At 36.3% G+C, this 22,634-nt stretch carries 17 protein-coding genes and 4 tRNA genes; 8 read left to right on the forward strand and 13 right to left on the reverse strand.

The genetic code is table 11. The features are described from left to right. Positions 1–10: 10 nt before the first annotated feature. The 8 genes from cheA to cspE form a co-directional block, all read right to left on the reverse strand. Positions 11–2,194 carry a chemotaxis protein CheA gene (gene cheA, locus NBG71_RS06965; protein WP_250916714.1) on the reverse strand — a complete coding sequence of 728 codons (2,184 nt, stop codon included), beginning with the start codon at positions 2,192–2,194 and terminating at the stop codon, positions 11–13. A gap of 35 nt (positions 2,195–2,229) precedes the next feature. After that, the gene (motB, locus tag NBG71_RS06970; RefSeq protein WP_250916715.1) at positions 2,230–3,276 is read right to left on the reverse strand and encodes a flagellar motor protein MotB; all 1,047 of its coding nucleotides are present in this window, start codon (positions 3,274–3,276) and stop codon (positions 2,230–2,232) included. Between the two features lie 2 nt (positions 3,277–3,278). Next, positions 3,279–4,172 carry a flagellar motor stator protein MotA gene (gene motA, locus NBG71_RS06975; protein WP_250916716.1) on the reverse strand — a complete coding sequence of 298 codons (894 nt, stop codon included), beginning with the start codon at positions 4,170–4,172 and terminating at the stop codon, positions 3,279–3,281. Between the two features lie 134 nt (positions 4,173–4,306). Then, on the reverse strand, positions 4,307–4,888 hold the full coding sequence (flhC, locus tag NBG71_RS06980) for a flagellar transcriptional regulator FlhC (RefSeq protein ID WP_006533207.1): 582 nt from the start codon (positions 4,886–4,888) through the stop codon (positions 4,307–4,309). A gap of 2 nt (positions 4,889–4,890) precedes the next feature. Next, positions 4,891–5,241 carry a flagellar transcriptional regulator FlhD gene (gene flhD / locus NBG71_RS06985; protein WP_072063484.1) on the reverse strand — a complete coding sequence of 117 codons (351 nt, stop codon included), beginning with the start codon at positions 5,239–5,241 and terminating at the stop codon, positions 4,891–4,893. A 3,722-nt stretch (positions 5,242–8,963) separates the two neighbouring features. Next, positions 8,964–9,662, reverse strand: coding sequence for an MgtC family protein (locus NBG71_RS06990; protein WP_250916717.1), 699 nt, complete (start codon positions 9,660–9,662; stop codon positions 8,964–8,966). 403 nt (positions 9,663–10,065) lie between these two features. Next, positions 10,066–10,260 (reverse strand): protein DsrB, encoded by a 195-nt coding sequence (gene dsrB, locus NBG71_RS06995; RefSeq protein WP_075673852.1) that lies wholly within the window; start codon positions 10,258–10,260, stop codon positions 10,066–10,068. 110 nt (positions 10,261–10,370) lie between these two features. After that, positions 10,371–10,583, reverse strand: coding sequence for a transcription antiterminator/RNA stability regulator CspE (cspE, locus tag NBG71_RS07000; protein WP_004243573.1), 213 nt, complete (start codon positions 10,581–10,583; stop codon positions 10,371–10,373). Between the two features lie 455 nt (positions 10,584–11,038). Here cspE and NBG71_RS07005 point away from each other — a divergent pair, with 455 nt between their 5' ends. After that, positions 11,039–11,545 carry a YlaC family protein gene (locus tag NBG71_RS07005; protein WP_250916718.1) on the forward strand — a complete coding sequence of 169 codons (507 nt, stop codon included), beginning with the start codon at positions 11,039–11,041 and terminating at the stop codon, positions 11,543–11,545. A gap of 155 nt (positions 11,546–11,700) precedes the next feature. Further along, positions 11,701–11,776, forward strand: a tRNA-Asn gene (locus NBG71_RS07010). A gap of 142 nt (positions 11,777–11,918) precedes the next feature. Here NBG71_RS07010 and NBG71_RS07015 read toward each other — a convergent pair. Both NBG71_RS07015 and NBG71_RS07020 read right to left on the reverse strand, forming a co-directional pair. Next, complete coding sequence (locus NBG71_RS07015) at positions 11,919–12,512, reverse strand: NAD(P)H-dependent oxidoreductase (RefSeq protein ID WP_075673850.1); 594 nt, start codon at positions 12,510–12,512, stop codon at positions 11,919–11,921. A gap of 90 nt (positions 12,513–12,602) precedes the next feature. Next, entirely contained in the window at positions 12,603–13,544 is a 942-nt protein-coding gene (locus NBG71_RS07020) for an AraC family transcriptional regulator (protein WP_099660627.1), read from the reverse strand. Between the two features lie 297 nt (positions 13,545–13,841). Between NBG71_RS07020 and NBG71_RS07025 the strand changes: the two genes are divergently transcribed. From NBG71_RS07025 to NBG71_RS07050, 6 genes are all read left to right on the forward strand, one after another. Next, positions 13,842–13,917, forward strand: a tRNA-Asn gene (locus tag NBG71_RS07025). 353 nt (positions 13,918–14,270) lie between these two features. Continuing rightward, positions 14,271–14,346: transfer RNA gene (locus NBG71_RS07030), tRNA-Asn, on the forward strand. Between the two features lie 321 nt (positions 14,347–14,667). Next, a tRNA-Asn gene (locus NBG71_RS07035) sits at positions 14,668–14,743 on the forward strand. Between the two features lie 198 nt (positions 14,744–14,941). Next, positions 14,942–15,994 (forward strand): dihydroorotase, encoded by a 1,053-nt coding sequence (gene pyrC / locus NBG71_RS07040; protein WP_075673848.1) that lies wholly within the window; start codon positions 14,942–14,944, stop codon positions 15,992–15,994. Between the two features lie 211 nt (positions 15,995–16,205). After that, positions 16,206–16,460 carry a biofilm formation regulator BssS gene (bssS, locus tag NBG71_RS07045; RefSeq protein ID WP_075673847.1) on the forward strand — a complete coding sequence of 85 codons (255 nt, stop codon included), beginning with the start codon at positions 16,206–16,208 and terminating at the stop codon, positions 16,458–16,460. 294 nt (positions 16,461–16,754) lie between these two features. Further along, entirely contained in the window at positions 16,755–17,357 is a 603-nt protein-coding gene (locus NBG71_RS07050) for a response regulator transcription factor (protein ID WP_075673846.1), read from the forward strand. Between the two features lie 264 nt (positions 17,358–17,621). Here the strand turns inward: NBG71_RS07050 and ttrA are convergent, their stop codons facing one another. Genes ttrA through ttrB form a run of 3 tightly spaced genes read right to left on the reverse strand, consistent with a single transcriptional unit; the run spans position 17,622 to position 22,463 of the window. Next, positions 17,622–20,702: a tetrathionate reductase subunit TtrA gene (gene ttrA, locus NBG71_RS07055; RefSeq protein ID WP_250916719.1), complete on the reverse strand. Its 3,081-nt coding sequence runs from the start codon at positions 20,700–20,702 to the stop codon at positions 17,622–17,624. Continuing rightward, a complete protein-coding gene (ttrC, locus tag NBG71_RS07060) occupies positions 20,695–21,723 on the reverse strand; it encodes a tetrathionate reductase subunit TtrC (RefSeq protein WP_250916840.1) in 1,029 nt (342 codons plus the stop codon). The genes ttrA and ttrC overlap by 8 nt, the downstream gene beginning before the upstream one ends. Then, positions 21,720–22,463, reverse strand: coding sequence for a tetrathionate reductase subunit TtrB (gene ttrB / locus NBG71_RS07065; RefSeq protein WP_342601486.1), 744 nt, complete (start codon positions 22,461–22,463; stop codon positions 21,720–21,722). Before ttrB ends, ttrC begins: the two co-directional genes overlap by 4 nt. Positions 22,464–22,634 lie beyond the last annotated feature (171 nt).

Genomic DNA, 22,634 nt, shown 5'->3' on the forward strand with positions numbered 1-22,634 from the left:
ATCCTCACTATTAAATGACTGCGCTTGCAGTTGTATTCTTTTTCTTATTCGTCATTTGTGTATGACTTAAACGTTGCAATTCTGGTACATCAAGAATTAAAGCCACACTACCATCGCCCATAATTGTTGCAGCAGATATTCCAGGCACTTTTCGGTAATTGCTTTCTATATTTTTAACAACAACTTGATGCTGACCAACTAATTGATCTACCAATAAAGCATAACGACGTCCGGCACTTTGAACAATTACCGCAATTGCTTGAGTAATATCGGTTTGAGCACCTTCAATATTAAAAGTACGATGCAGTTCAATCAGTGGTAAATATTCTCCTCTGACCTGCAATAATTTCTCATCACCAGCCAATGGATAAATATCTTCTTCTTCCGGTTGTAAAGAACTGACTACCGTTCCTAATGGTAAAATAAAGACTTCGTCATGAACTTTAACAGACATACCATCTAAAATTGCTAATGTCAGTGGAAGTAAAATACGAATGCGCGTTCCTTTACCTACTTCAAAACTAATTTGAATTTGACCGCCCATCTCTTGGATATTTCTTTTTACAACATCCATACCCACACCACGACCAGAAACATCCGTGACGACTTCTGCAGTAGAGAAACCCGGTGCAAAAATCAGCATAGCAACTTCTTCGTTGCTCATATTTTCAGAAACTGCAAGCCCAGAGGAAATCGCTTTTTTCAAAATACGTTCACGGTTTAATCCGGCACCATCATCAGTCACTTCAATACAAATATTACCGCCTTGATGTTCCGCAGACAGGGTTAATTGCCCCGCTTCCGGTTTACCTGCTGCAACACGATCGGCTGGCATTTCAATACCATGATCAAGACTGTTACGAACTAAGTGAGTTAAAGGATCGATAATTTTTTCAATTAAGCTTTTATCCAGTTCTGTTGAGCTACCAATCATATTTAGCTCAACTTTTTTATTCATTTTACCTGCAACATCACGCACAACTCGAGGGAAGCGACTGAAAACATATTCCATCGGCATCATACGAATTGACATAACAGATTCTTGCAAATCACGAGAATTACGCTGTAACTGAGCAATACAACTTAGTAAATCACTATATATTGCAGGCTCAAGGCTACCACTGTGCTGTGCCAACATTGACTGTGTGATAACCAGTTCACCAACTAAGTTGATTAATTGGTCAACTTTTTCAACTGCAACACGAATACTGCTTGATTCTGTTTTTGGTGCAGCTGCCGCAACAGGTCTTTTCGCTGATGCAGCCGATGCCACTGGTGCTTTAGCAGGTTCTGCTGATGGAGTCACTTTTTCAGCAACTGTTTTTTGTGCAGATATAGCTTGTTCTACTTGGCTTTCAACATGAACATCATCAACAGATGTTGTACTTTCTTCTGTAACTGTGTTTTCTTCTGGTGCTTTTTCTGCAACAGCCACTTTTTTAAACGAGATTTGTTCAGGTTCAATCACAAAACAAAGTACAGCGCTGATATCTTCTTCTGTTGCAGTGGTTTTTAATATTGCTTCAAGACCATGATGCTGTTTTTCAACTTGGCTAACTTCACCAAGGTGTTTTAATTCATCAAGCATTAAATCAATATCTGTCTCTTTAAGATCAGACAAAATAATATGATGGTAATAATGTCCATCAGCCGCCATTGTCGATGTTACTTCGACCATGGTTTCAGTGGCTTCAGTTTGCACACTTTCAGAGTCAGATGACAAAACAGAAGTTTCAGTTATTGTCGCTTGTGAGTCTGAAGCTTCAGATCCAGCACCAACCTCAACTTGAGGAGCGGATTGTTCTTCTTTTACATCGAGAGCCAGCTGACGCAACTTCTCACAAATATAGTTAAATGTTTCCTCATCAGGTTCTTGTGAGTTTTTATGTGCATCCAATTGCTGTTGCATAATATCTTTCGCTTCCAGAAACAGGTTAATAATGTCGTCGGTGAGCGCCATCTCATGACGTCTTGCACTATCGAGCAAGTTTTCAAGCACATGAGTGGTCTGTTGAAGTTTAACGAAGCCAAATGTTGCAGCTCCTCCTTTTATGGAGTGCGCACTACGGAAAATCGCATTCATCTGTTCTTGATCTGGATTTGCAGGATCAAGTAACAGCAAATGCTGTTCCATATCAGCTAACAACTCATCTGCTTCATCAAAAAATGTTTGATAAAACTCAGTAATATCCATCGTTACTCATTCACCTTTACGCGATTACTAACAAATTAGGGGGCTGTTCCCTGCTTTGTAGTAATATTTGTCGATTGTGATGGCAAACTTTCCCCAGAAACTCCTGTTTCAACATTTTCCTTTTTTGATTCGGGAAGCTCAGATGCAGAAGACACAGACGAACCCGTCTGTGTATTTTCTGCTTTTTCTTGTGGGGTTTCTTGCTCTGAAAGTAGAGGTTCAATTTCTGAAGCCTCAGTTACTGTCGGTGCAACCCGCTCATTTTCTTGTACAATTTTTTGTTCTGCTTGCTTCGTTAAGACCAGAATACTGATCCGTCGGTTAGCAGGTGCAAAACCATCCTCTTTAACTAAATGAACTGTTGATGCCATACCCACAACACGCAACACTTTCCATTCACCTAAGCCAGCACCAATTAACTCTCGACGAGAGGCATTCGCGCGATCCGTTGATAGTTCCCAGTTACTGTATTTAAAAGCGCCACTTGCATAAGGAATATCATCGGTATGACCCGATAAACTAATTTTGTATGGCGTGTCATTTAAAATAGGTGCAATTGCCGTCAAAATATCCTTCATATAAGGTTCAACGGTAGCACTACCGACTCTAAACATAGGTCGATTGGCTTTATCGATAATTTGGATGCGTAAACCTTCATCCATCATGTCGATTAATAAATGAGGCTTCAGATCTTTTAATCTAGGATCATTTAAAATGACTTGTTCTAAATTCTCTTTTAATCGGCGGAATTGTTGTTTTTCATTGAGCTGTTTATCTTCCTGGCCTTTTGGCAAAATATCACCTTCGTTATAAACAGGATCACGCCCGCCTCCAGGAATAGGATTGGTTGCATCCCCACTAAATCGCCCTTTTTCAATAGCAACTTTTAATGGCGTACGAAAGTATTCTGCTACACGAGTTAATTCTTGCGGGCTAGAGATTGAAAGTAACCACATCACCAGAAAGAAAGCCATCATTGCAGTCATAAAGTCAGCATAAGCTATCTTCCATGCACCGCCATGAGCGTTATGTTGCTTTCTTCCTCGCTTTTTAACTCGAATGATTTGTGAATTACTCTTCATAATTACTCTTCTTTCATTACATCAGGATTTGCCTGCATTGGTGTCCGTACCTGACGTACATGTTCTTCCAACTCAATAAAAGAAGGTCTGTCTGCCAGAAAGAGGGTTTTACGTCCAAATTCAACAGCTATCTGTGGCGCATATCCATTCATGCTAGATAACAATGTTGTTTTGATGCACTCCATCATTTTCATTTGCTGACTAGAGCGCTGTCTGAGTCTAGAAGCTAATGGCGAAATAAAACCATAAGCTAATAAAATACCTAAGAAAGTACCAACCATTGCGTGTCCAATTAATACGCCCATTTCGCCAGCAGGTCTATCCGCGGCACCTAACGCATTAACAACACCCATAACCGCAGCAACGATACCGAACGCTGGTAATGAATCACCCATCGCCGATAAGCCTGTTGCAGGCACTTCGCTTTCCTCCTCAAAAGTTGCAATCTCTTCATCCATCAGAGATTCAATTTCATAAGGATTCATATTTCCTGTCACCATCAGACGCATATAGTCAGTAATAAAACTGAGCATATAAACATCTTTCATAATGCGAGGATATTGGGAAAAAATGTCACTTTGTTGTGGGTTTTCGATATCTCTCTCTAATGCCAACATCCCGTTTTGACGGGCTTTTGACAATAAACGAAACATGAGTGCCATTAAATCCATGTACATCGCTTTATTGTAATTTGTACTACGAAGTAATTTCGGTAAGATCTTCATTGTCGATACAATTGCTCTACCATTATTACCCACAATAAAAGCACCGATACCGGCACCAAAGATGATTATAAATTCGGCTGGCTGGTACAAGGCACCTAAACTACCACCGACGAGAAGATATCCCCCGATGACGGCGCTCATAACCACGATATATCCTAAGAGTACTAACACGCGATATCCCTTTAGCTAATTTCGTTATAGAGAGAATGGCGAACATAGCAGCAAGAGATAGGAGGGGGAGAGGAAACGGCTCAGGTTATAGATAACTAAGCTCTATAACCTGATATTTAACTTTCAATCTCGAATCACATTGCAAACTGTTCAAGACCATCCAACAGTTGTAAGTTAATATCGGCAGGATTGGCGGAAAGTTTACGTTTTTTTATTGCGCGAGAAGGTGGCTGGCAAAGACTACAAACATAATTACTAGCTGGCTGGTGTGCGTGTGTAATAAATGAACCATTACATTTGGTACAAACGGAAAGTTGCAACATGCCACTTTCAACAAAGCGTACTAATGTCCATGCTCTTGTTAGTGCTAAAATAGGTTCTTGATCTTTAACAGGTGGACATTGTTCTAAGTATAAACGATAAGCTTTAACAACAGCCTCAACACCAACACAACCGCCATTTTTTAATAAAAAGCGATAGGCGTTATAGAACATTGAGGAATGGATATTTTGTTCCCATGTCATAAACCAATCCGTTGAAAATGGCAGCATTCCTTTTGGAGGGGGGCTCCCTCTTAATTCTTTGTATAATTTAATTAAACGCCCCCGACTTAATTGAGTTTCACTTTCAAGCATCTGTAAGCGGGCACCCAAGGTGATTAATTCCATTGCTAAGCGAATATCCTTCGCTTCTCGGACGATACTTTTCTCACTCATTGTTATGCCCGTTTCTTTGTCGCAGTAGTATCTTGTTCCGATAACTGACGAAACAAGTTAGAAGAAAGAAGAATGCCAGTATGGATTTGTTGCAAATCATCCACTCTAGATTCTTTAGTGAGTTGTTCTATTGTTTCGCTGTCTTCAAACCGGAAATTACAGATTAGTTGGTTTGTTTCAGCCAACTTAACCAATTGAGGCAATGTAAGCTCTGCCAGTGCATCCGCCATAGCGTCACTAATCCCAAGCCGAAACATTGCGGAAGCCTTTTCTTGGTTAATTAACCTTTGCGCCAAAAGCAAATACGATAAATTTATGTCATAAATATGCTTAAGCAATTCAACCGTACTCATCTCTTTACATCCCGTCCGATTATATTGAACAAAGAGGATCTCTCTAATGAAAGATCCCGAGGAAATTAATATAAATGTAATATTAAATCTCCAGGCCCCATTTTATGAACATGACACGTAGTAACACTACCTTGTATTACTTAGTTACGATCATTTTCAAAAGTAGCGAAAAAAACATTTAAATTAAAAGTAAACTTTAAATGCTCGCCAATATAGCTCGTTAAGAATAATCCTAACGCGACAACTTTACTCCTTAACGATTAAGTTATTCAACGGATAAAGTAGTCTAATTTAAATACTATGTGAGTCACATCACAAAAAGATAATCATTATTATGGAATTAGTTCATTAACTATTCAAGTGATAAAAGTAATAAAACTAGGTGTAAATTAATAAGCTAATCTACCCAAATTAAAATATTAATGATAATTTTTTATTTTATACGATCTATTAAACTTATAAACCTAAAAATACAGCATAAAAATTTGACAAATCCACAATTGAAGATTTTTTTGATCACAGTAACATATATTGATATATCTCCTCCTCATCTTTATCTAAACAAGCTTCCCAATTTTAATAAATATTTCTATAGATATTATTTTTTTCATCATTTACGTAAACCTTCAGAAATGATCACTTTTTATTTACAATTTGTTTGAAAAATAACCTATTCTAATTATTTATAGTTATCCTAAATTTTTTCATTATTTCATAATTGAAATTACTCTTTAAAATCAATATGATACCAAGGTTGATTTATTAGGCAGGACGATAAGTCACATAAAATTAAATTCTTAGTTATGCATCTTCACCCTTAAATCATTGAATATTTATTTCCACGTCATTAAAGTTTCAATTGTAATAATGCAATTTAACTAATACTTATTAAGTGCTATTTAACACTTAAATTACAGAACTCTTAATAAGAGTTTTATTGGCTGTAAATTAGTCACAGAGAAATAATATCCACATACAAATAAGTTTTATTTATGAATTGCAGTATATATTATGAACAGTGAGAATTTAAAATCTCAACGAGATTAATATAAAATCAAAAGAATGTTTTTTATTTAATTAAATAAAAAACACCTGAAATTTAATTATCAATTTAAAATGCAATATAAGAATAATACAATATTTAGCTTAAGTTAATTTCAAAAAAACAATCATCTTTTTATAAAATAAAGCCATACTTTATTAAATTTAAAAATAAAATTAAAAGCACCTTACTTTTTTACTGTATAGATATATATATTAATTAAACAGCCTAAAATTAATTAAAAATATAACGATCAGTAAAAAAACATAAAGAAAAAAACAGTTCTATTAATTATATTTTATATAACCACTCCTCTTTTGTTATAAAAAAAAGACATTTTTTGAAATATAAATTTCAATTCCATAAAAAAAGATCCCAAGATCTTCAATATAAAGTAATTAATTCATAAAATAATAAGACAAAATATAAATTCTGTTTTTCCTGTTATCAGCATTACCTCTGCACAATAAATGACTGTAATGACAAATACGACAACTCCGAGTTAACACTTGTACACATCAGCTTTTTCAATGTAAAGACAGAAAAGCAAATATGATCAAAATAACATCTTATTGATTATTCTATTGGCATTACCTAGAACTAAAAAATATCAAATGTTACTTTTTACCCCCAAAACAACTCTTAACAGCAATTTGTTTTGCTCTTACAAATGATGAGTATTGTTTCACTTTTCTTCTTATCACTCGGTTAGCTTCTTTTTTTCAACCTAGTTAGCATAAGTCTCAAGACATTACAGAACAAAAAGTGCTGACATCGTAACAACATCATTACTTAACAAAAGTTGATGTTGACGGGATTAGGAGAGCATAAAGATTTAAATATCGATATATCGTTACTTAAAACGATAAAATATATCTCTAAATATTCTTCTATTCTAACCACTAATTTGACTCATTTTATTACCCTTTTTATGAGTAATTTCGAGTTTCAAAAGACTTTTCCTCTCTATCAAAACCTAATAAAAATATTGATGTATCTAAATAATCAAGACCCACATCTCATTTATTAGATTAATCTTAAAAACCAATAACAATGCTTAGTATTCTATACCCCAAAAGTGTTCTAAATTTTTGGAAAAGAAAGCTTTTGAAAAATATTGTAACCGTATTTTTCAAAAGTAATAATTGAGTTTATTCATGCCGTGAATGCAAATACTTTGTGTATTGCTTTCAGTTCTATTGAAATGAGTTACATCGTTTTTTAGTAAGCAAACATGAAATGATTGCTCACTCTTTTATACTGGCATTTTTTTTAATTAGCGTTCCTCTTATACTTGATTTTATCTTTTTTGGTAAATCGAAAAAGGTCAGTGGCACAATTATCTTTTATATATATTTCCACTGTAAATACCAATGACACATCTATTTCATACTAAGATAATTCTCTTTCTGTAATAAGTAAGATTTACATCCTTGACAAAGTTATAAACAATATAATTCTGAAATTATTATTTTATCGAATGAAAGGAGCGGTGTGATTTTTCTACGCTTATTATAAGATTACTTATTGGTATCATTTTCTCTACATGACCTTTACAAAAAATCCTACAATCTTTCAAAAGATTTTCATTCATCATTGATTAGTGATTACAAACTACATACCACAGCAATTCATCAGCTTTACTGTAGCGGTCTAAACTCACCATTTTCCTGAATTCTTCTCCATTTTTTGAGGGACTAATTTGATTAAATTAAAAACATTACTCAAAAAATCAAACTTAAATTAAATGCGATAGAAAATATTGATAAAATTTTCACCAAATACATTGAAATAATTTGAGAGTATAAATTAGGTATTAAAAAAAAAATCCAATATAATCAATGGAAAACATTGATTTTAACCCAAGATTCTATACTGCGCTAAGCCCCTTAATAACGACTTTTTGTCCTACAATACCCCTAAGTACCTCATTTAATAAGTAAACCATAAGTAGCAATCGCTTACTTGATTTTAGTTTTTACTGTTTATTAAAAACAAAATAAACAGAGATAAATCAAATTGACTTAAAGCGCGAGATTAATAAAGATGAGAAATCACGCCAAATATACTCGAGCGCTGTTCAATATTTTTCATTCATAGCTCATTATATACGGGTTAACCACAATGCAAATAATTGTGTATTAATCAATTTAGGTAAAATGTTTGTTTTTATTAAAACGAAAATGAATATATTCCACCCTATTGCGTATTTTAATTAGCTTTTTTTGAATAGATTTTTCCTTTTTTTATTCCATAAAGTAATAGTTACAAAAATAATAATTACTCAAACAAAATACTTTATTTCTATATATTAGTAATAATACGTAATATATGACTAAGATCTCATTATTCTCATCAAAGGAGTTAGTTCTTAAATTAAGTATTATGTTGATGATATGAATAGTTTGAGGTTTGGATAGGCAAAAGTGAATGCTTTACTAAGAGCATACAAAAGTATGTAACTGATACGAATAAGCGTAATCCCCGACACAACAGCTTGAAATATGACAGAACTATTACTTACAAACTACAAAGTTATATTCTTTATAACTTTTATCAATACTTATATTCTTTTTTGAAATAACTTTGTAAGTTGATATCTAGTTATCTCGATGACAAAAAGCTCCTATAATCAATACAAGGAGCTTTGGTTAGAAAGGCATTATTCTCAAAAAACTCATTAAGCAGGATGCTCTGCCGCTATCTTCCAATTAATTGCACTGACACTCTTCTCTAAACTTACTCTACAAACAATCGCCTCTATCTCTTTTTGCTCAACAGGTGTTGCAAGTAATTCAGCACAAACTTCTAACTGGCTAGGCATCAATGTATCAGCACTACTTAAAGATTGTAATCTAACATGTAGTCCATTTATTGCTTGTAAAATGAGTGTTCTAACTAAAACCTCATCTTCTTCATGACAAATAATTCGTATTGAGTAACGTTGTTCAATGTCTATCGCTTGATGTTGTGGCTGAGCGTTTATCCGCTGAGCAGCTTCTCGTAATAAAATATTCGCACAAAGAATAAGAAGTGTAGCTATGGTTGCTAATTGATATAAGCCTAAGCCACATAACACGCCAATTCCTGCTGAACACCAAAGCGTTGCGGCTGTATTAAGACCACGTATATTCATTCCTTCACGCATGATCACACCAGCACCAAGAAATCCAATACCTGAAACAACTTGAGCTGCAATACGACCAGGGCTATCTAGCGAAGTTTCTATTGAACTTAAAATAAAAACAGCCGCCCCCGTTGCAACTAAAGCATTTGTTCTTAACCCTGCCATTCTTTGCCGCCATTGGCGTTCAGCGCCAATCAAAGCACCAAGACACATTGCAATTATGAGATTTAAAATATAAGGCGTCATCGTCATGTTTATTTCCTCTACATGATGATTAAAATCGATATGAAAATTTTGCTCTGATAGTTCAGAGTATTGAAATTAATCCATCACCTTAGGTGGAGGAAATAAAGAGAAAAAAATGTAGCACATGAAGTTACCCTTCGTATTTTAGTTGTATAAGGGAAATCATTTGGGTAAGTGCAGAATAGGAATATATAGGAAAGAGATATTACAATGCACTGCCCACCAAAATGGTAAGCAGTTTCAGTGAAGAAAACAGCCTACCTATTATTTTGACTAAAATTATTCACAGTTAATGGATTTCTCATTAACCTACAACTTTGTGTATCCAAGGTGTTTTCTCCTAACTAAAATTTGACAAAAGTATAAGTAGCTGATTTGAAAATGTAAATGAACAGTACCTAAACGTAAGTCACTTTTGCTGTATTGGTCTAACGAATGTTCCTTCTCCGCCCTCTTTTTCATTAAAAAACCAAATTCCTTTTGGATACTCGGGAAGTGATACTAAATACATTATGCCTTCGTTAAATTCTTCAATAAGTAGAATTGTTCCTTCACGATCGTCAATGCCATCAGTTTTCACAACAACGCTATCATTAACCTGCATTTTCTCTCCTGATAAATATTATCATTCTCTTTTTCTTTATTTTACCCATAAAGAAAAAGCCTGCCACCATAAGGTGACAGGCTTGAAGAAAATTTTTAAAAGGCTTTAAATTACAGAGCTGTTACGTTAGCAGCTGCTGGACCTTTTGCACCGTTTTCAATTGTGAATTCTACGTTCTGACCTTCAGCCAGAGTTTTGAAACCGTTACCTTGAATGGCAGAAAAGTGAACGAATACGTCTTTGCTTCCGTCTGCTGGAGTAATAAAACCAAAGCCTTTAGACTCGTTGAACCACTTAACTTGACCTTTCATTTTGTCAGACATGTGACTTTCCTATATATCAATAAAACGTTGCCTTCTCGGCATCTACTGGCCTGAACTACCTATAACTTATGGGCACACATGAAGAAAACGGTCAAAAAGCGATGCTGTTTAAAACTCATTAACTTAGAATGTCAATCATAAATCAGGTCTGTATTGAGGCCTTACTCATTAACGCATGAGACAAGTTTAATAGCAATAGTTTTATGCGTCTAAAGATTAAAAAAATGCGAATTGCACATTAAAAATACAATTCTTCCTCTATTTTTATCACTGTGCATAAAATTTATTTGATATTTTATCTCTATTATTAACAACAACTAAGAATATTCTTAATAGCCTAACAATAACAGTTAATGCCAGATTTAAAAAAAACTGTTCTACCCGCTTATCTTGTCCCCGTGATAATCTAGTAACAAGAAACAAGTTTGCAACATTCATCTCTTAAGGTGTTTACAATGAATGTATTAAAAGAAATCTTAGAGCGTGATTTAGACCGGATCAATAAAGCAGAGAAAAGAGACGGAAAACCACATTTTAATAGTCAATTTTTAAAGAACCATATCTGGTTATGTATCAGCATGGTTCTCTCTTATGTATTACTCGCTGCGTTATTAATTTATTCACCTTACTTTGGTGTTATCTCACTCGTGCTTTTTACTGTGATGTTTTTAGTTATGGCTGGTATCTTGTTATTTGATATTAAGCCTATCTATAAATTTGAAGATATTGGTGTTCTCGATTTGAGAGTTTGTTATAACGGTGAATGGTATACTTTTGAAAAACTCTCTGATGAAGCCATAAATGAGATCCACCAGCACCCAGCGATATCTCTACAAATAAAAGAAGACATTCGTGAGATTATTAGTAAAAAACAAGAAATTCATTTTTACGATGTGTACTTGATGGCATTTGATCCCGTTCAACAATCAATTGCAGCATCACAATTATCTCCTCAAGCCTAATTTATTCTCCGTGTTACATATAAAACACGGGGAATAATTTCTATTATTTAGCCACTTTGTTGATAAAGCAACCAAATAGATATTTAACCCACTTTTAACGTTGACACTCTGATATATCATCGTTATTATGCGCCTCGTTCTCAAGAGAACTCGCTTCCTCCATAGTTCAGTCGGTAGAACGGCGGACTGTTAATCCGTATGTCACTGGTTCGAGTCCAGTTGGAGGAGCCAAATTTAGAAAAGCCCGCACTATCATAGTGTGGGCTTTTTGCTTTCTTAGCTTTCACCATCTAAATCAGCTACCTAAATCCAATCTGTATCGTTATTTTGATTGACTAATAGATAGCTAATTTATATCTAGCAAGAGAAATATCTAATCAGCGATCCCAACTATTTCTTGTTCTAAGTGTTTTTTATACGCTTTAATATCTTGTTCAATTTGTGGCTGTTTCACCACATCAAACATTCCGAAGGTTTTTAATCCTTCCATACCTAAAAATTGATTCGCTTTATGGAATGGGAAATAGACAGCATCAATTCCTTTTCCTTCAAAGAACTGTTCTTGCTCTTCAAAAGATTCAAAAGGTGCATTCCAAGTTACAGAAAGAAGATATTTCTTGCCTTGCAATAATCCCCCCGAGCCATATTTTTTCGAAGGATCTTTTCGCGTACGGCCATCATCAATAAACATTTTTCCGTATCCAGCACTAAATACATCATCAATGTATTTTTTTAAGATCCAAGGCCCTTCCATCCACCAGGCAGGCATTTGATAAATAATAACATCAGCCCATAAATATTTATCGACTTCTTCGTCATTATCATAACCATTATCAATACGTGTTGATTGCACATTTATATGATGTGAAGACAATAATTCTGTGGCAACTTGCGTCAAATGGTCATTGAGCTTCCCTTCAGACCCATCAAACTCTTTTGCCGCATTAATAATAAAAACATTCGTCACGTTTAAACTCCTTTATATACACATAGTTAATAAACTGACTGTAACGCAATTATCTATTACTACTTTAACTCATTTATCCATTATTCTTGCCTAATAATCCAAAGATACCCTTTCTGAACTAGAGGCTTTTAATCGTTGAATATCTTTTAGTGGCGACAATCCAAATAATCGCTGATATTCACGACTAAACTGTGATGGACTTTCATAACCCACAGTAAATGCTGCTTTAGAAACATCACTCATTTCAATTAGCATGATCCTTCTCGCTTCATTTAGTCGTAACCATTTTTGATATTGCAATGGTGTCATGCCAGTTCGATTTTTAAAGTGGAAATGAAATGAAGAGGTGCTCATACCCACTAACGTTGTTAGATCCTCAATTCGGATTGTTTCGCGATAATGTTGTTTAATCCAATCAAGAGCATGACTAATTTGCCGGCACTGAGGATGTTGCGAAGCTAGTAGTTGCTGACGCGCGCCATCGTTTGATCGTAATAAGTAATAAAGGATCTCTTTTTGGATCAAAGGAGCAATAAACGGTGCATCTTCGGGTGTATCTATTAGTTTTATAAGCCTTGTTACTGCTTGTAGGATTGGTGCGGTTACTTGAACAATTTGTTGAGCTCGGATCTCGTTATTTTCTTGTAGTAATTCAAACTTATTTTCAGCTAACAGTTCAGGTAATAGAGCGAGATCTAATTTTAGCAATATTGCTAAAAAAGGCGTTTCTTTTGAAGCCTCACAAACTTTAGCAAAAGTGGGTATTTCTGATGATGTTAAAAGCATATTCATAGGACGATAGCAATTTGTCTCTACCCCTATTGTTATCTGCTTTGCACCTTGCGCAGCAATAGCCAAACTTGGTTCATACATCCAGCCTTCTGATTCTGTAATAGAACTATACCGACATAACGCTAGACCAGAGACAACCGTATCCCACCCCCCGTCTTTATCTTTTGTATGTAGAAGAAGTGTTCTTTTAAAATGCTCAAACTCTAATACTATCGGTGTTGATAAATTCGTAGTATCCATAGTCTCTGATTCTTCAATTTAGCCTGTGAATTCGTCAGATTGTATTACTAAATAGTTTGAAAAACTTTCTTTTAAAAAAGTACCTTATCTTTTCTTACCAAGGTAAGACATATTTCATCTAGTAGAAATATAATTTCGAGTATTATTTCTACTGATAACCATTTATTTTTTATACATTTTTATCAAAAAAGAAACAATCTGATGCTCTCTTGAGCAAACAGTTATTTTTTTCATTTTTTTACTTTACAAGGTGACTGAGGATAGCTATTATTCGCCTCGTTCTCACGAGAACACGCTTCCTCCATAGTTCAGTCGGTAGAACGGCGGACTGTTAATCCGTATGTCACTGGTTCGAGTCCAGTTGGAGGAGCCAAATTTAGAAAAGCCCGCACTATCACAGTGCGGGCTTTTTGCTTTCTACTCATCAGCTATTTTTATTCCTTCATTTTTTATTTATTTCCTTTGTATTCTTTACATCTCCGTCTTATGCATCTGCTATTTCAATTCCACGTTAACTCAAAGTCATCAATAAAAGCGTGCGTTCTTATAGGATCATTTAAATCAACACCTCTCCACTGACTATTTTTTAAACTCAAAACCACTTTATTTGATTTAAAAACTATAAATTAGTTATTTTTTAACCACTTAAACTATTATTTCACTTTTTTTACTTTACAAACTTCATCACCCTCGCTATTATCCGTCTCGTTCTCACGAGAACTCGCTTCCTCCATAGTTCAGTCGGTAGAACGGCGGACTGTTAATCCGTATGTCACTGGTTCAAGTCCAGTTGGAGGAGCCAAATTTAGAAAAGCCCGCGCTATTATAGTGCGGGCTTTTTGCTTTCTACCTTCTCTATTATCAATACCATTCCTATTTTCTTCCCTTTTATTTTTCAGATCTCATAGTCGTCTCAAATACGTTATCTCTTTATTTTTTATCTTTATTTTCAGTCTTCAATGTAGAGAAAATAACCATTAAAAAATGCTTACCTCCCCATTATTAGATTATCAGTTTTAGAAACACACAATATGTTGTTTATCTACGCACTTAAACAAATATCGTCGATTGCCCTTTGACATATCAAATCACTCACTATATGATACACGCCACTTAATGATGTTCCTCCATAGTTCAGTCGGTAGAACGGCGGACTGTTAATCCGTATGTCACTGGTTCGAGTCCAGTTGGAGGAGCCATTTCTATTTGTGTCACCCTCGTAACCTTTTGATTTTATTCTCTGTTTTACCTTACATAATTCCAAAAACATAATAAAAAAATGCGATTAAATAGTAGCTATTTAATCGTTTTCGTATTAGCATTCATTTCCGGCTTGACTATCTAGTCCAATCCAATCCTTGATCTTTCGATTTTCCTAAGACACACGGAGCCGGTATATGACCACTGCACAACCTATCACCCTCACTATTCGCCGTCCTGATGATTGGCATGTTCACTTTCGTGATGATGACATGCTAAAAACTGTTGTTCCTTATACCAGTCGCTATTTTGGCAGAGCTATTGTCATGCCAAACCTTGTTCCACCTGTTACAACGATTGAAGCTGCTCGCACTTATCGTGATCGCATCACAGCGGCTATTCCTACGGGAGATAACTTCGAACCGTTAATGACTTGCTATTTAACAGATAGCACACTGCCTTCAGAAGTCGAACAAGGTTTCTTACAAGGTGTTTTTACTGCTTGTAAACTTTATCCTGCAAATGCAACAACCAACTCCAGTCATGGCGTATCAGATATCACAAAGATTTACCCTATCTTAAGTGTGATGGAAAAAATCGGTATGCCATTGCTGATCCACGGCGAAGTAACCGCTTCAAATATTGATATTTTTGATAGAGAAGCACGTTTTATTGATGGAGTTATGTCTCCTGTACGCAAGCAATTTCCTGAGCTAAAAATTGTTTTTGAACACATTACAACTAAAGAAGCAGCTCAGTATGTGTTAGAAGGAAACGAATTTCTTGGAGCCACCATCACTCCGCAACATTTGATGTTTAACCGTAATCATATGTTGGTTGGTGGAGTTAAACCTCATCTATATTGCTTACCTATTCTTAAACGCAACGTTCACCAAGAAGCACTAAGAGAAGCTGTTGCATCAGGAAACTCTCGCTTTTTCTTAGGTACAGATTCTGCACCTCACTTACAACACCGTAAAGAATCATCTTGTGGTTGTGCAGGAGTATTTAATGCACCAACCGCACTGGCAGCTTACGCAACCGTATTTAAAGAACTCAATGCATTACAAAACTTTGAAGCTTTTTGCTCTTTAAATGGCCCTCGTTTTTATGGTTTACCTGTTAATGAAGGAACAATCACATTAACTGAAAAAACGGTTGAGGCACCAGCGCAAATCCTTTGTGGTAATGAAGCGCTTATTCCTTTCTTAGCAAATGAAAATATTCATTGGGATATCACTGTCGATTAATTCTTCCCCTTGATATTTATCTAAAATGCACCATATAACATTTGTTCGACTGTTAATGGTGCATTACTCTTTTATCAGAGCCAGCACACATTTTTTTGTTATAACAAAAATTTATCTTTTTAATCACGATAAATCTCGTATACTGAAAAGTAACCACTTTGTGTGGGAGCTTCTCTCTTAGTCAAAACCGGTTGTATGATTAGGAGGTATTATGAGTAGAAAAAATGAAGTTATTCAGACACATCCTGTTGTAGGCTGGGACATTAGTACCGTTGACATCTACGATGCCATGATGTTGCGTTTACATTATCTTCCTGAAAACGAACATCATCCAGAAAACGCAGTTGTAGATAAGACACTTTGGCTCACAACAGACATAGCTAGACAGTTGATTCACATTCTTCAAGCAGGTATTGATAAAATTGAATCATCTGAAGATTCTGTTTCAGACAACACCAAGCACTAATAAAAAGATCTAGAAAAGATAGCGAACGCAAAGCAGGAGTACTTGGTACTCCTGTTCTCATTTTAGCCTCTCTATAACCCATCATCATATATTGGTTATATCCATATATGAACCAACTCTTACGATATAAAAACAATTAGTTATATAATGAATTAAATTACATTTAATGGAAATACAATCATAATCTTTTTATTCGATATATCTTCAAAAAAAGAACATATAAGCCGAATTGACATAAAATGAGGTTATCTTTATTTTAATAAATTAAAACGGCTACAAACAAGGAAGTTATTTGTGAAAGTATTAATTATTGATGAATGTTTTTTTACTCGTAATGGTATAAAACATTATTTTTCGAAGAAAAATGTAAGACATGAAATAATTGACATCTCATCTATACAAGAAGCAAATAATTATATTAATCACTCAATGCCAGATATTATATTTATTGATCTTACAAGGTATTGTCGAGAAATAGCACATTGCCCACATTTGCAGTTTTTTTTCATTTCAACAAGAAGTTGTCGCCTTTATCTTTATATTGATGCAAACTACCCAGACAAAGAAAGACCTATCGCATTGACAAATAACTGTTTTATTCTCCCTAAGAAGATACTTCCTTGGGTGCTTGAAAAGACATCTTTATTCACTTCTCGTTGCCAAGTTTTCTTTCCAACTTATAAACATTCATTATGTTCTATTTTCAGTTTACAAGAACAAAAAATTATTAATTATTGGATGAATGAAATACCTAATCATCAAATTGCTAAAAAACTGTCCATTAGTAGTAGCACCGTATATTCACACAAAAGACATATTACCGAAAAAATTAATGTGAAAAATCGAATTGAATTATTTTTCATATATAACATTTTAAAATATATATACGAGAAATAATCTTATTATATTTAAATCAAAAAACAGAAGAAAAAAGGAGTCCAATTCCCATTATTACTCACTGTAATTGAGGTGGCTAATATGCGTGTTGGCCACCTTAAATTTATTATAATATTATGTATGTAGGGTACATGTGATATTAAAATAATTAAACTGATCTAGTTCTATCTTATCGCAGATAAAGTAAAACTAATTTTTTGTGCGAGCACTTCACTCTTGATTTAATAAAGAGTGAAGTGCTTATTTAAAATACCAAATTGATAATTAAGCTATACGCTCAATTTTAGCAGGTAAGCCTTGGCGAACAGATGCACCAGATACCCAATCTAACCACGTATTAGTAATTTGACGTGTTGGATCAGCAAAGCCTAAATCATTAAGATTGATACCATTGCCAATACCTTTATCCATAGGTAATGGTTGTTCGTCTAAGTAATGCTGACGAGAGCCTAACTCTTGATGCCCATATCCATGCTCAATCGCTAAAACACCCGGCATCACGCCATCGAGTAAACTAATCTCAGCTTCAACTTGCCCACCCGGTGTAACAATGCGAACTTTATCACCATGATTAACACCCCATTTTTTACCATCTTGAGGATTAATTGCGACTAAGTTGCTCGGTTTCACCATTCTTAAACGTTGGATCATGCCTGTTGAACTACTTACCACATGAGATTTAAAGGACATTAATTTTAATGGCCATTGCTCTTCAGGATAGTGCTGATGAATATCACTACCATCTGATAAACGCGGTGGATAATAAGTCGGGCAGCCACTATAACGTTCACCGGTTATTGCGTGATGGTTTTTCGCAACGTCTTCATTCCAAATCTGCAATGGTTTTTTCCACTGTGGTCCAGTTTCATCACCATTCCATGCTTTCTCATAAGGTGCAAAACGACCACCTCGTGTATAGATGTACGCAACTTGAAGGACTTCTTCATTTTTTAACGTTGACGTTATCGCCGGTAAAATACGGTCTACACCACTCAATAAAATATCTTCATTGGTTGCTGGTGCAACAGGTTTCTCACCCATAAATGCCATATTGGCTGCAACACGTAAATAGTAGTCTTCTGCACTATTGATTGGATAAAAGTTACCATCCATATCTTCAATTGCTTTCTCACCAAAGCCAGGTAAATCTAAAGCTTTTGCTACCGCAATACAGAATGTTTCCATTGAAATTGGTTGACCATCGGCTGTTTTTGCAACACGAGGTTCGATAATCGGCCAACGCGCTGTACTTGCTTTAGTTTGAACACCAGACCAAGGCGCACTAAAACCCCAGCTTTCGAAGTTATGCGTATCAGGAACAATATAATCGGCCAGCGCTGTAGTTTCATTCATAAAGGCATCAATACCAATAATTAAAGGCAGATGCTTAGGATCCTTCAGACGCTCTTCCATCACTTGGCGAATACCTGCAATCCCATAAATAGGGTTGGTCATATTCGTTATCCATGCTTTCAATGGATAAGGATAACCAGCTAATGCAGAGCCTAGTTGCTCAGTTAATTGTCCAGCAGCAAACGGATACCAAGGTGCTTTTGCAGGATATGGAGATTCTCCTTTCTCTACACGCTCACGGTACTCATCAGATTTTTCATAGGCTGCTTTACTGCGTGATAACACCATGCCTTTTGGTTTAACTTTACCTTTAAAGCTATCCATTTTGTAACATGGGCCGTCAGTTGCACCATTAAACTTACCACCACCAACAGATACCCCACCTTTAAGGTTTAAGTTACCTATTAGCGCATTAAGCATGGTCACACTCCACGCTGTATAGAAACCATTACCTCCCATCATGCCACCATGAGAGATAACCGCAGCTTTTCGACCATATGCCGTAAATTCACGTCCTAATGCAACAATTGTTGTTTCTGGTACCTTACAACGCTCACTATATTCCGCCAGTGTCATACGTTTAGCAGCTTCATCAAGTAATTGGAAACTTGATTTAACTGTAACAGTAGCACCCGTTTTTAATGTCACAGTATGCGTAGCAAACAATTGTGCTTTATCAACTTGAGTAGATGGAACTAATTCTCCCTCAAGTGATAAAACTAAAGTTTGCTCTTCACCTTCTGCAACATCATTAAAATGTGCTGTTGTCAGCATTTGCCCTGATAGAGGATGTTTTTCATCACTGATCACAAGGTGAGTCGCATTTGTCCAGCTCTTCTCACCTACATTTTTCATTGAAGCTTCACTTGGTACTGACAGATATTCCGCATTGTAGCGATTGTTTTCAATGATCCAGCGGATCATCCCCATCACTAAAGCTGCATCTGTTCCCGGTTGAACAGGAACCCAATGTCCATGATCGTTAGCCAATGTCGTTGTTAACGGTAATGCAGGTGCAACAACCACATAATTGAACGAATCACGAATACGAGCATTAGCTAATTGGCGACCTTGACGCTTAAATGGGTTACCTGATTGTGCCGGCGATGTTCCTAAAAACAGCGCGAATTCAACATAATCCCAGTCAGGTTTAACGTGGGCGTTTTTATCTAAATCATTCATTAACGCACCAGAGCCAGCTCGGTACGCTAATCCACAATAAGAGCCATGGGCACCAAAGTTTTTACTACCAAATGAGTTTTGAGCAAAGCGACGAATAAACGTATCACGTCCATCATCACCCGCATTTGTCATTAATAATTGGTTAGCTTTAGGGCCTAAAGTCGGTTGCTTTGGATCAATTAAAGTATCTAAATCACGGATGGCACGTAAACCATCAACATGACCTTCACCAAAGAGATCGCCACCTTCTACAATTTCTTGGATCAACTGCTCAAAACTGATGCGTTTCCATTTACCTTCACCGCGTTTCCCCACACGTTTCATCGGTTCAAGAATACGAGTTGGGCTGTCTAAGCTTTCCATCATGGTTGCACCACGAGCACAAGCTGTAGAACGGTTTTCTAAACCACTTTCACCACCCATTTTTTCAAATGCTTCTTTAATTGGCATGTTATAGCCAAAGTGGTGATCATGAGAAAGTGGGTGATAAGGGTTACCTGCAATACGTAAAACTTTATTGTTTGCTCTATCAACACGAGCACGGACGCCACATTGTGTCCAGCAACCAAAACATTGTGTCATGCAAACAGATTGATCTGTATTTGCTTGCCATTTTGCGTCTTTTACAACTTTACCTTCAGGTAATAAAGAATTTCCGTTGATCCTATCAAGTGTCACTTTGCCTGATGTGCCATCAACTAAACCATCTATGGCACGTTTAGCAACATCACGGTAGCTGGCAGCAAATGCGGCAATACCACCGATAACTAACCCACCTTTAAGCCATTGACGTCTTGTAAACTTAGCCATGCTGCACTCTCCTGACAACCCAACGAATACTTTCTCTAAATAAAATGGTTAACGCTATCCACAATCCAAATGTACCGACAATTGCCATCAGTCCATCATTACCTAGCGTAAACTCATAAGGGTTTGTAATTATGTTATATTTTGGAATGTATTGAGCACCCATCAACATCAACCAGCGTAATACCCACGCAAGTCCCATTGATACAAATGCCATGATGGTAATAAATGCAACCGAACGAGCTTGTTTTGCCATCAAAAGACCCATCGCGACAGAGATAACCCATAGCGTGATAACCCCCATGGCACTCCACCAACCAAGACTTCCCATTGCTAATTGTTCTCTAATTGCTTGGCCTGAAATCGTATCGCCAGCAACCCAAAAGCCCGTACATACAGCTAGTAACATCAGTGAACTTACAAACCACATCGCTAATTCACACTGATGTACTGGTTCACGACGAGTGCCTAATGCCAGTAATGTTGGTAACACTTGCATTGCACTAAAGAACAGCAATATTGGTAACCAATAGGTATACAACACCGGTCTTGCTTTTAAGATAGATGCTTCACGACCTGTATATAACAACAAACCAATCGCAGTTAATGAGCAAGCTAATGCAACCCAACGCGTTAATTTGTATTCACGCTTCCACACTAAGCGAACAACCATCGCTGCAAAGTAGAGCATACTAAACGCTGAGAATAACGGTAATAACAGTGAACCCCATGCCATCCATGACCACGGTGTTGGATAAGCATAGAAATGCCACACACGAGCTGTTTGGTGTAAATCTGCTGTTAACGCGAGAGGTGCCGTAATACCAGCTGTTACTGCAATAAATACAGCAACCGCTTCTAAACGTTGATTACCTGCACTGCCTTTCCAGCACTGCCAACACGCATAAAGCGTTGCACTACAAGCAATACCAATGAAAAAGAAATATTGCACAGCCCAAGGTAACCAAAAATATTCTTGAGGGATCGCGATGACTTCTTGAATTTGAGAAACTTGCGGGATCATGAGTGAACCTCCTGCTGCCATAATGCGGGTTGTCCTTGACCTGCTAACGGTTGTACAAATGCATCATCGAGGCCGAGATAGAAAACTTGTGGCAAGGTACCGCTTTCTGGCTTTAATACTTTTAGCTCTTTTTCATGAGTACGCAGCATTTTGCTGATAGTACTATTAGGATCTTTCATATCGCCGATAATACGAGCACCGCCGACACAAGATTCAACGCACGCTGGCAGTAATCCAACTTCGAGGCGATGTGCGCAGAAAGTACATTTATCTGCTGTTTGTGTTGAGTGATTAATAAAACGAGCATCGTAAGGACATGCTTGAACACAATAAGCACAGCCAACACAACGTTCATTATCAACAACGACAATACCGTTTTTACGTTGGAAAGTTGCTTGAACAGGGCAAACTGGCACACAAGGTGGTTCATCACAGTGGTTACACAATCTAGGCAGTAAGACGTTGGTTATCCCCTCTTGCCCCTTGATAGCAACCTGATATTGGTTTACTGTCGTCCTAAATTGTCCTTGTGGAGTCTGATTCTCAATATTACAGCTTACTGTACAGGACTGGCATCCTACACAACGGCGTAAATCAATCAGCATTCCGTAGCGTTTATCTTCCGAGCCCTCACGACGCTCAGGTGATAATTTAATGCCGGCTTCAGCTAAAGGAACCAGTGAAGCACCAGCAGTAAGGACCCCTAATTGTTGTAGAAATTTTCGTTTTCCAAGATCCATATTTGTCTCCAGCATCACTCAATAACACAATCTCACTATGAGTGAAGGAAATAGAAATTAAAAAGTATGTGTTTTGTTATAAATGCATTGTAAAAATTACTGAAGACGACACCTATTGTGGTTTACCACATACCAAGTGCGAACTTGATCCAAGACAATATTTAACATTAG

It is taken from the genome of Proteus sp. FZP2095, assembly GCF_023701425.1.
Classification (GTDB): Bacteria; Pseudomonadota; Gammaproteobacteria; order Enterobacterales; family Enterobacteriaceae; genus Proteus; species Proteus cibarius.

What these genes read in the sequence shown, in the direction of transcription:
- cheA (WP_250916714.1), bottom strand. Translation starts at nt 2,194, where the DNA reads ATGGATATTACTGAGTTTTATCAAACATTTTTTGATGAAGCAGATGAG.
- motB (WP_250916715.1), bottom strand. Translation starts at nt 3,276, where the DNA reads ATGAAGAGTAATTCACAAATCATTCGAGTTAAAAAGCGAGGAAGAAAG.
- flhC (WP_006533207.1), bottom strand. Translation starts at nt 4,888, where the DNA reads ATGAGTGAGAAAAGTATCGTCCGAGAAGCGAAGGATATTCGCTTAGCA.
- flhD (WP_072063484.1), bottom strand. Translation starts at nt 5,241, where the DNA reads ATGAGTACGGTTGAATTGCTTAAGCATATTTATGACATAAATTTATCG.
- NBG71_RS06990 (WP_250916717.1), bottom strand. Translation starts at nt 9,662, where the DNA reads ATGACGATGACGCCTTATATTTTAAATCTCATAATTGCAATGTGTCTT.
- dsrB (WP_075673852.1), bottom strand. Translation starts at nt 10,260, where the DNA reads ATGCAGGTTAATGATAGCGTTGTTGTGAAAACTGATGGCATTGACGAT.
- cspE (WP_004243573.1), bottom strand. Translation starts at nt 10,583, where the DNA reads ATGTCTGACAAAATGAAAGGTCAAGTTAAGTGGTTCAACGAGTCTAAA.
- NBG71_RS07005 (WP_250916718.1), top strand. Translation starts at nt 11,039, where the DNA reads ATGAATGTATTAAAAGAAATCTTAGAGCGTGATTTAGACCGGATCAAT.
- NBG71_RS07020 (WP_099660627.1), bottom strand. Translation starts at nt 13,544, where the DNA reads ATGGATACTACGAATTTATCAACACCGATAGTATTAGAGTTTGAGCAT.
- pyrC (WP_075673848.1), top strand. Translation starts at nt 14,942, where the DNA reads ATGACCACTGCACAACCTATCACCCTCACTATTCGCCGTCCTGATGAT.
- bssS (WP_075673847.1), top strand. Translation starts at nt 16,206, where the DNA reads ATGAGTAGAAAAAATGAAGTTATTCAGACACATCCTGTTGTAGGCTGG.
- ttrA (WP_250916719.1), bottom strand. Translation starts at nt 20,702, where the DNA reads ATGGCTAAGTTTACAAGACGTCAATGGCTTAAAGGTGGGTTAGTTATC.
- ttrC (WP_250916840.1), bottom strand. Translation starts at nt 21,723, where the DNA reads ATGATCCCGCAAGTTTCTCAAATTCAAGAAGTCATCGCGATCCCTCAA.
- ttrB (WP_342601486.1), bottom strand. Translation starts at nt 22,463, where the DNA reads ATGGATCTTGGAAAACGAAAATTTCTACAACAATTAGGGGTCCTTACT.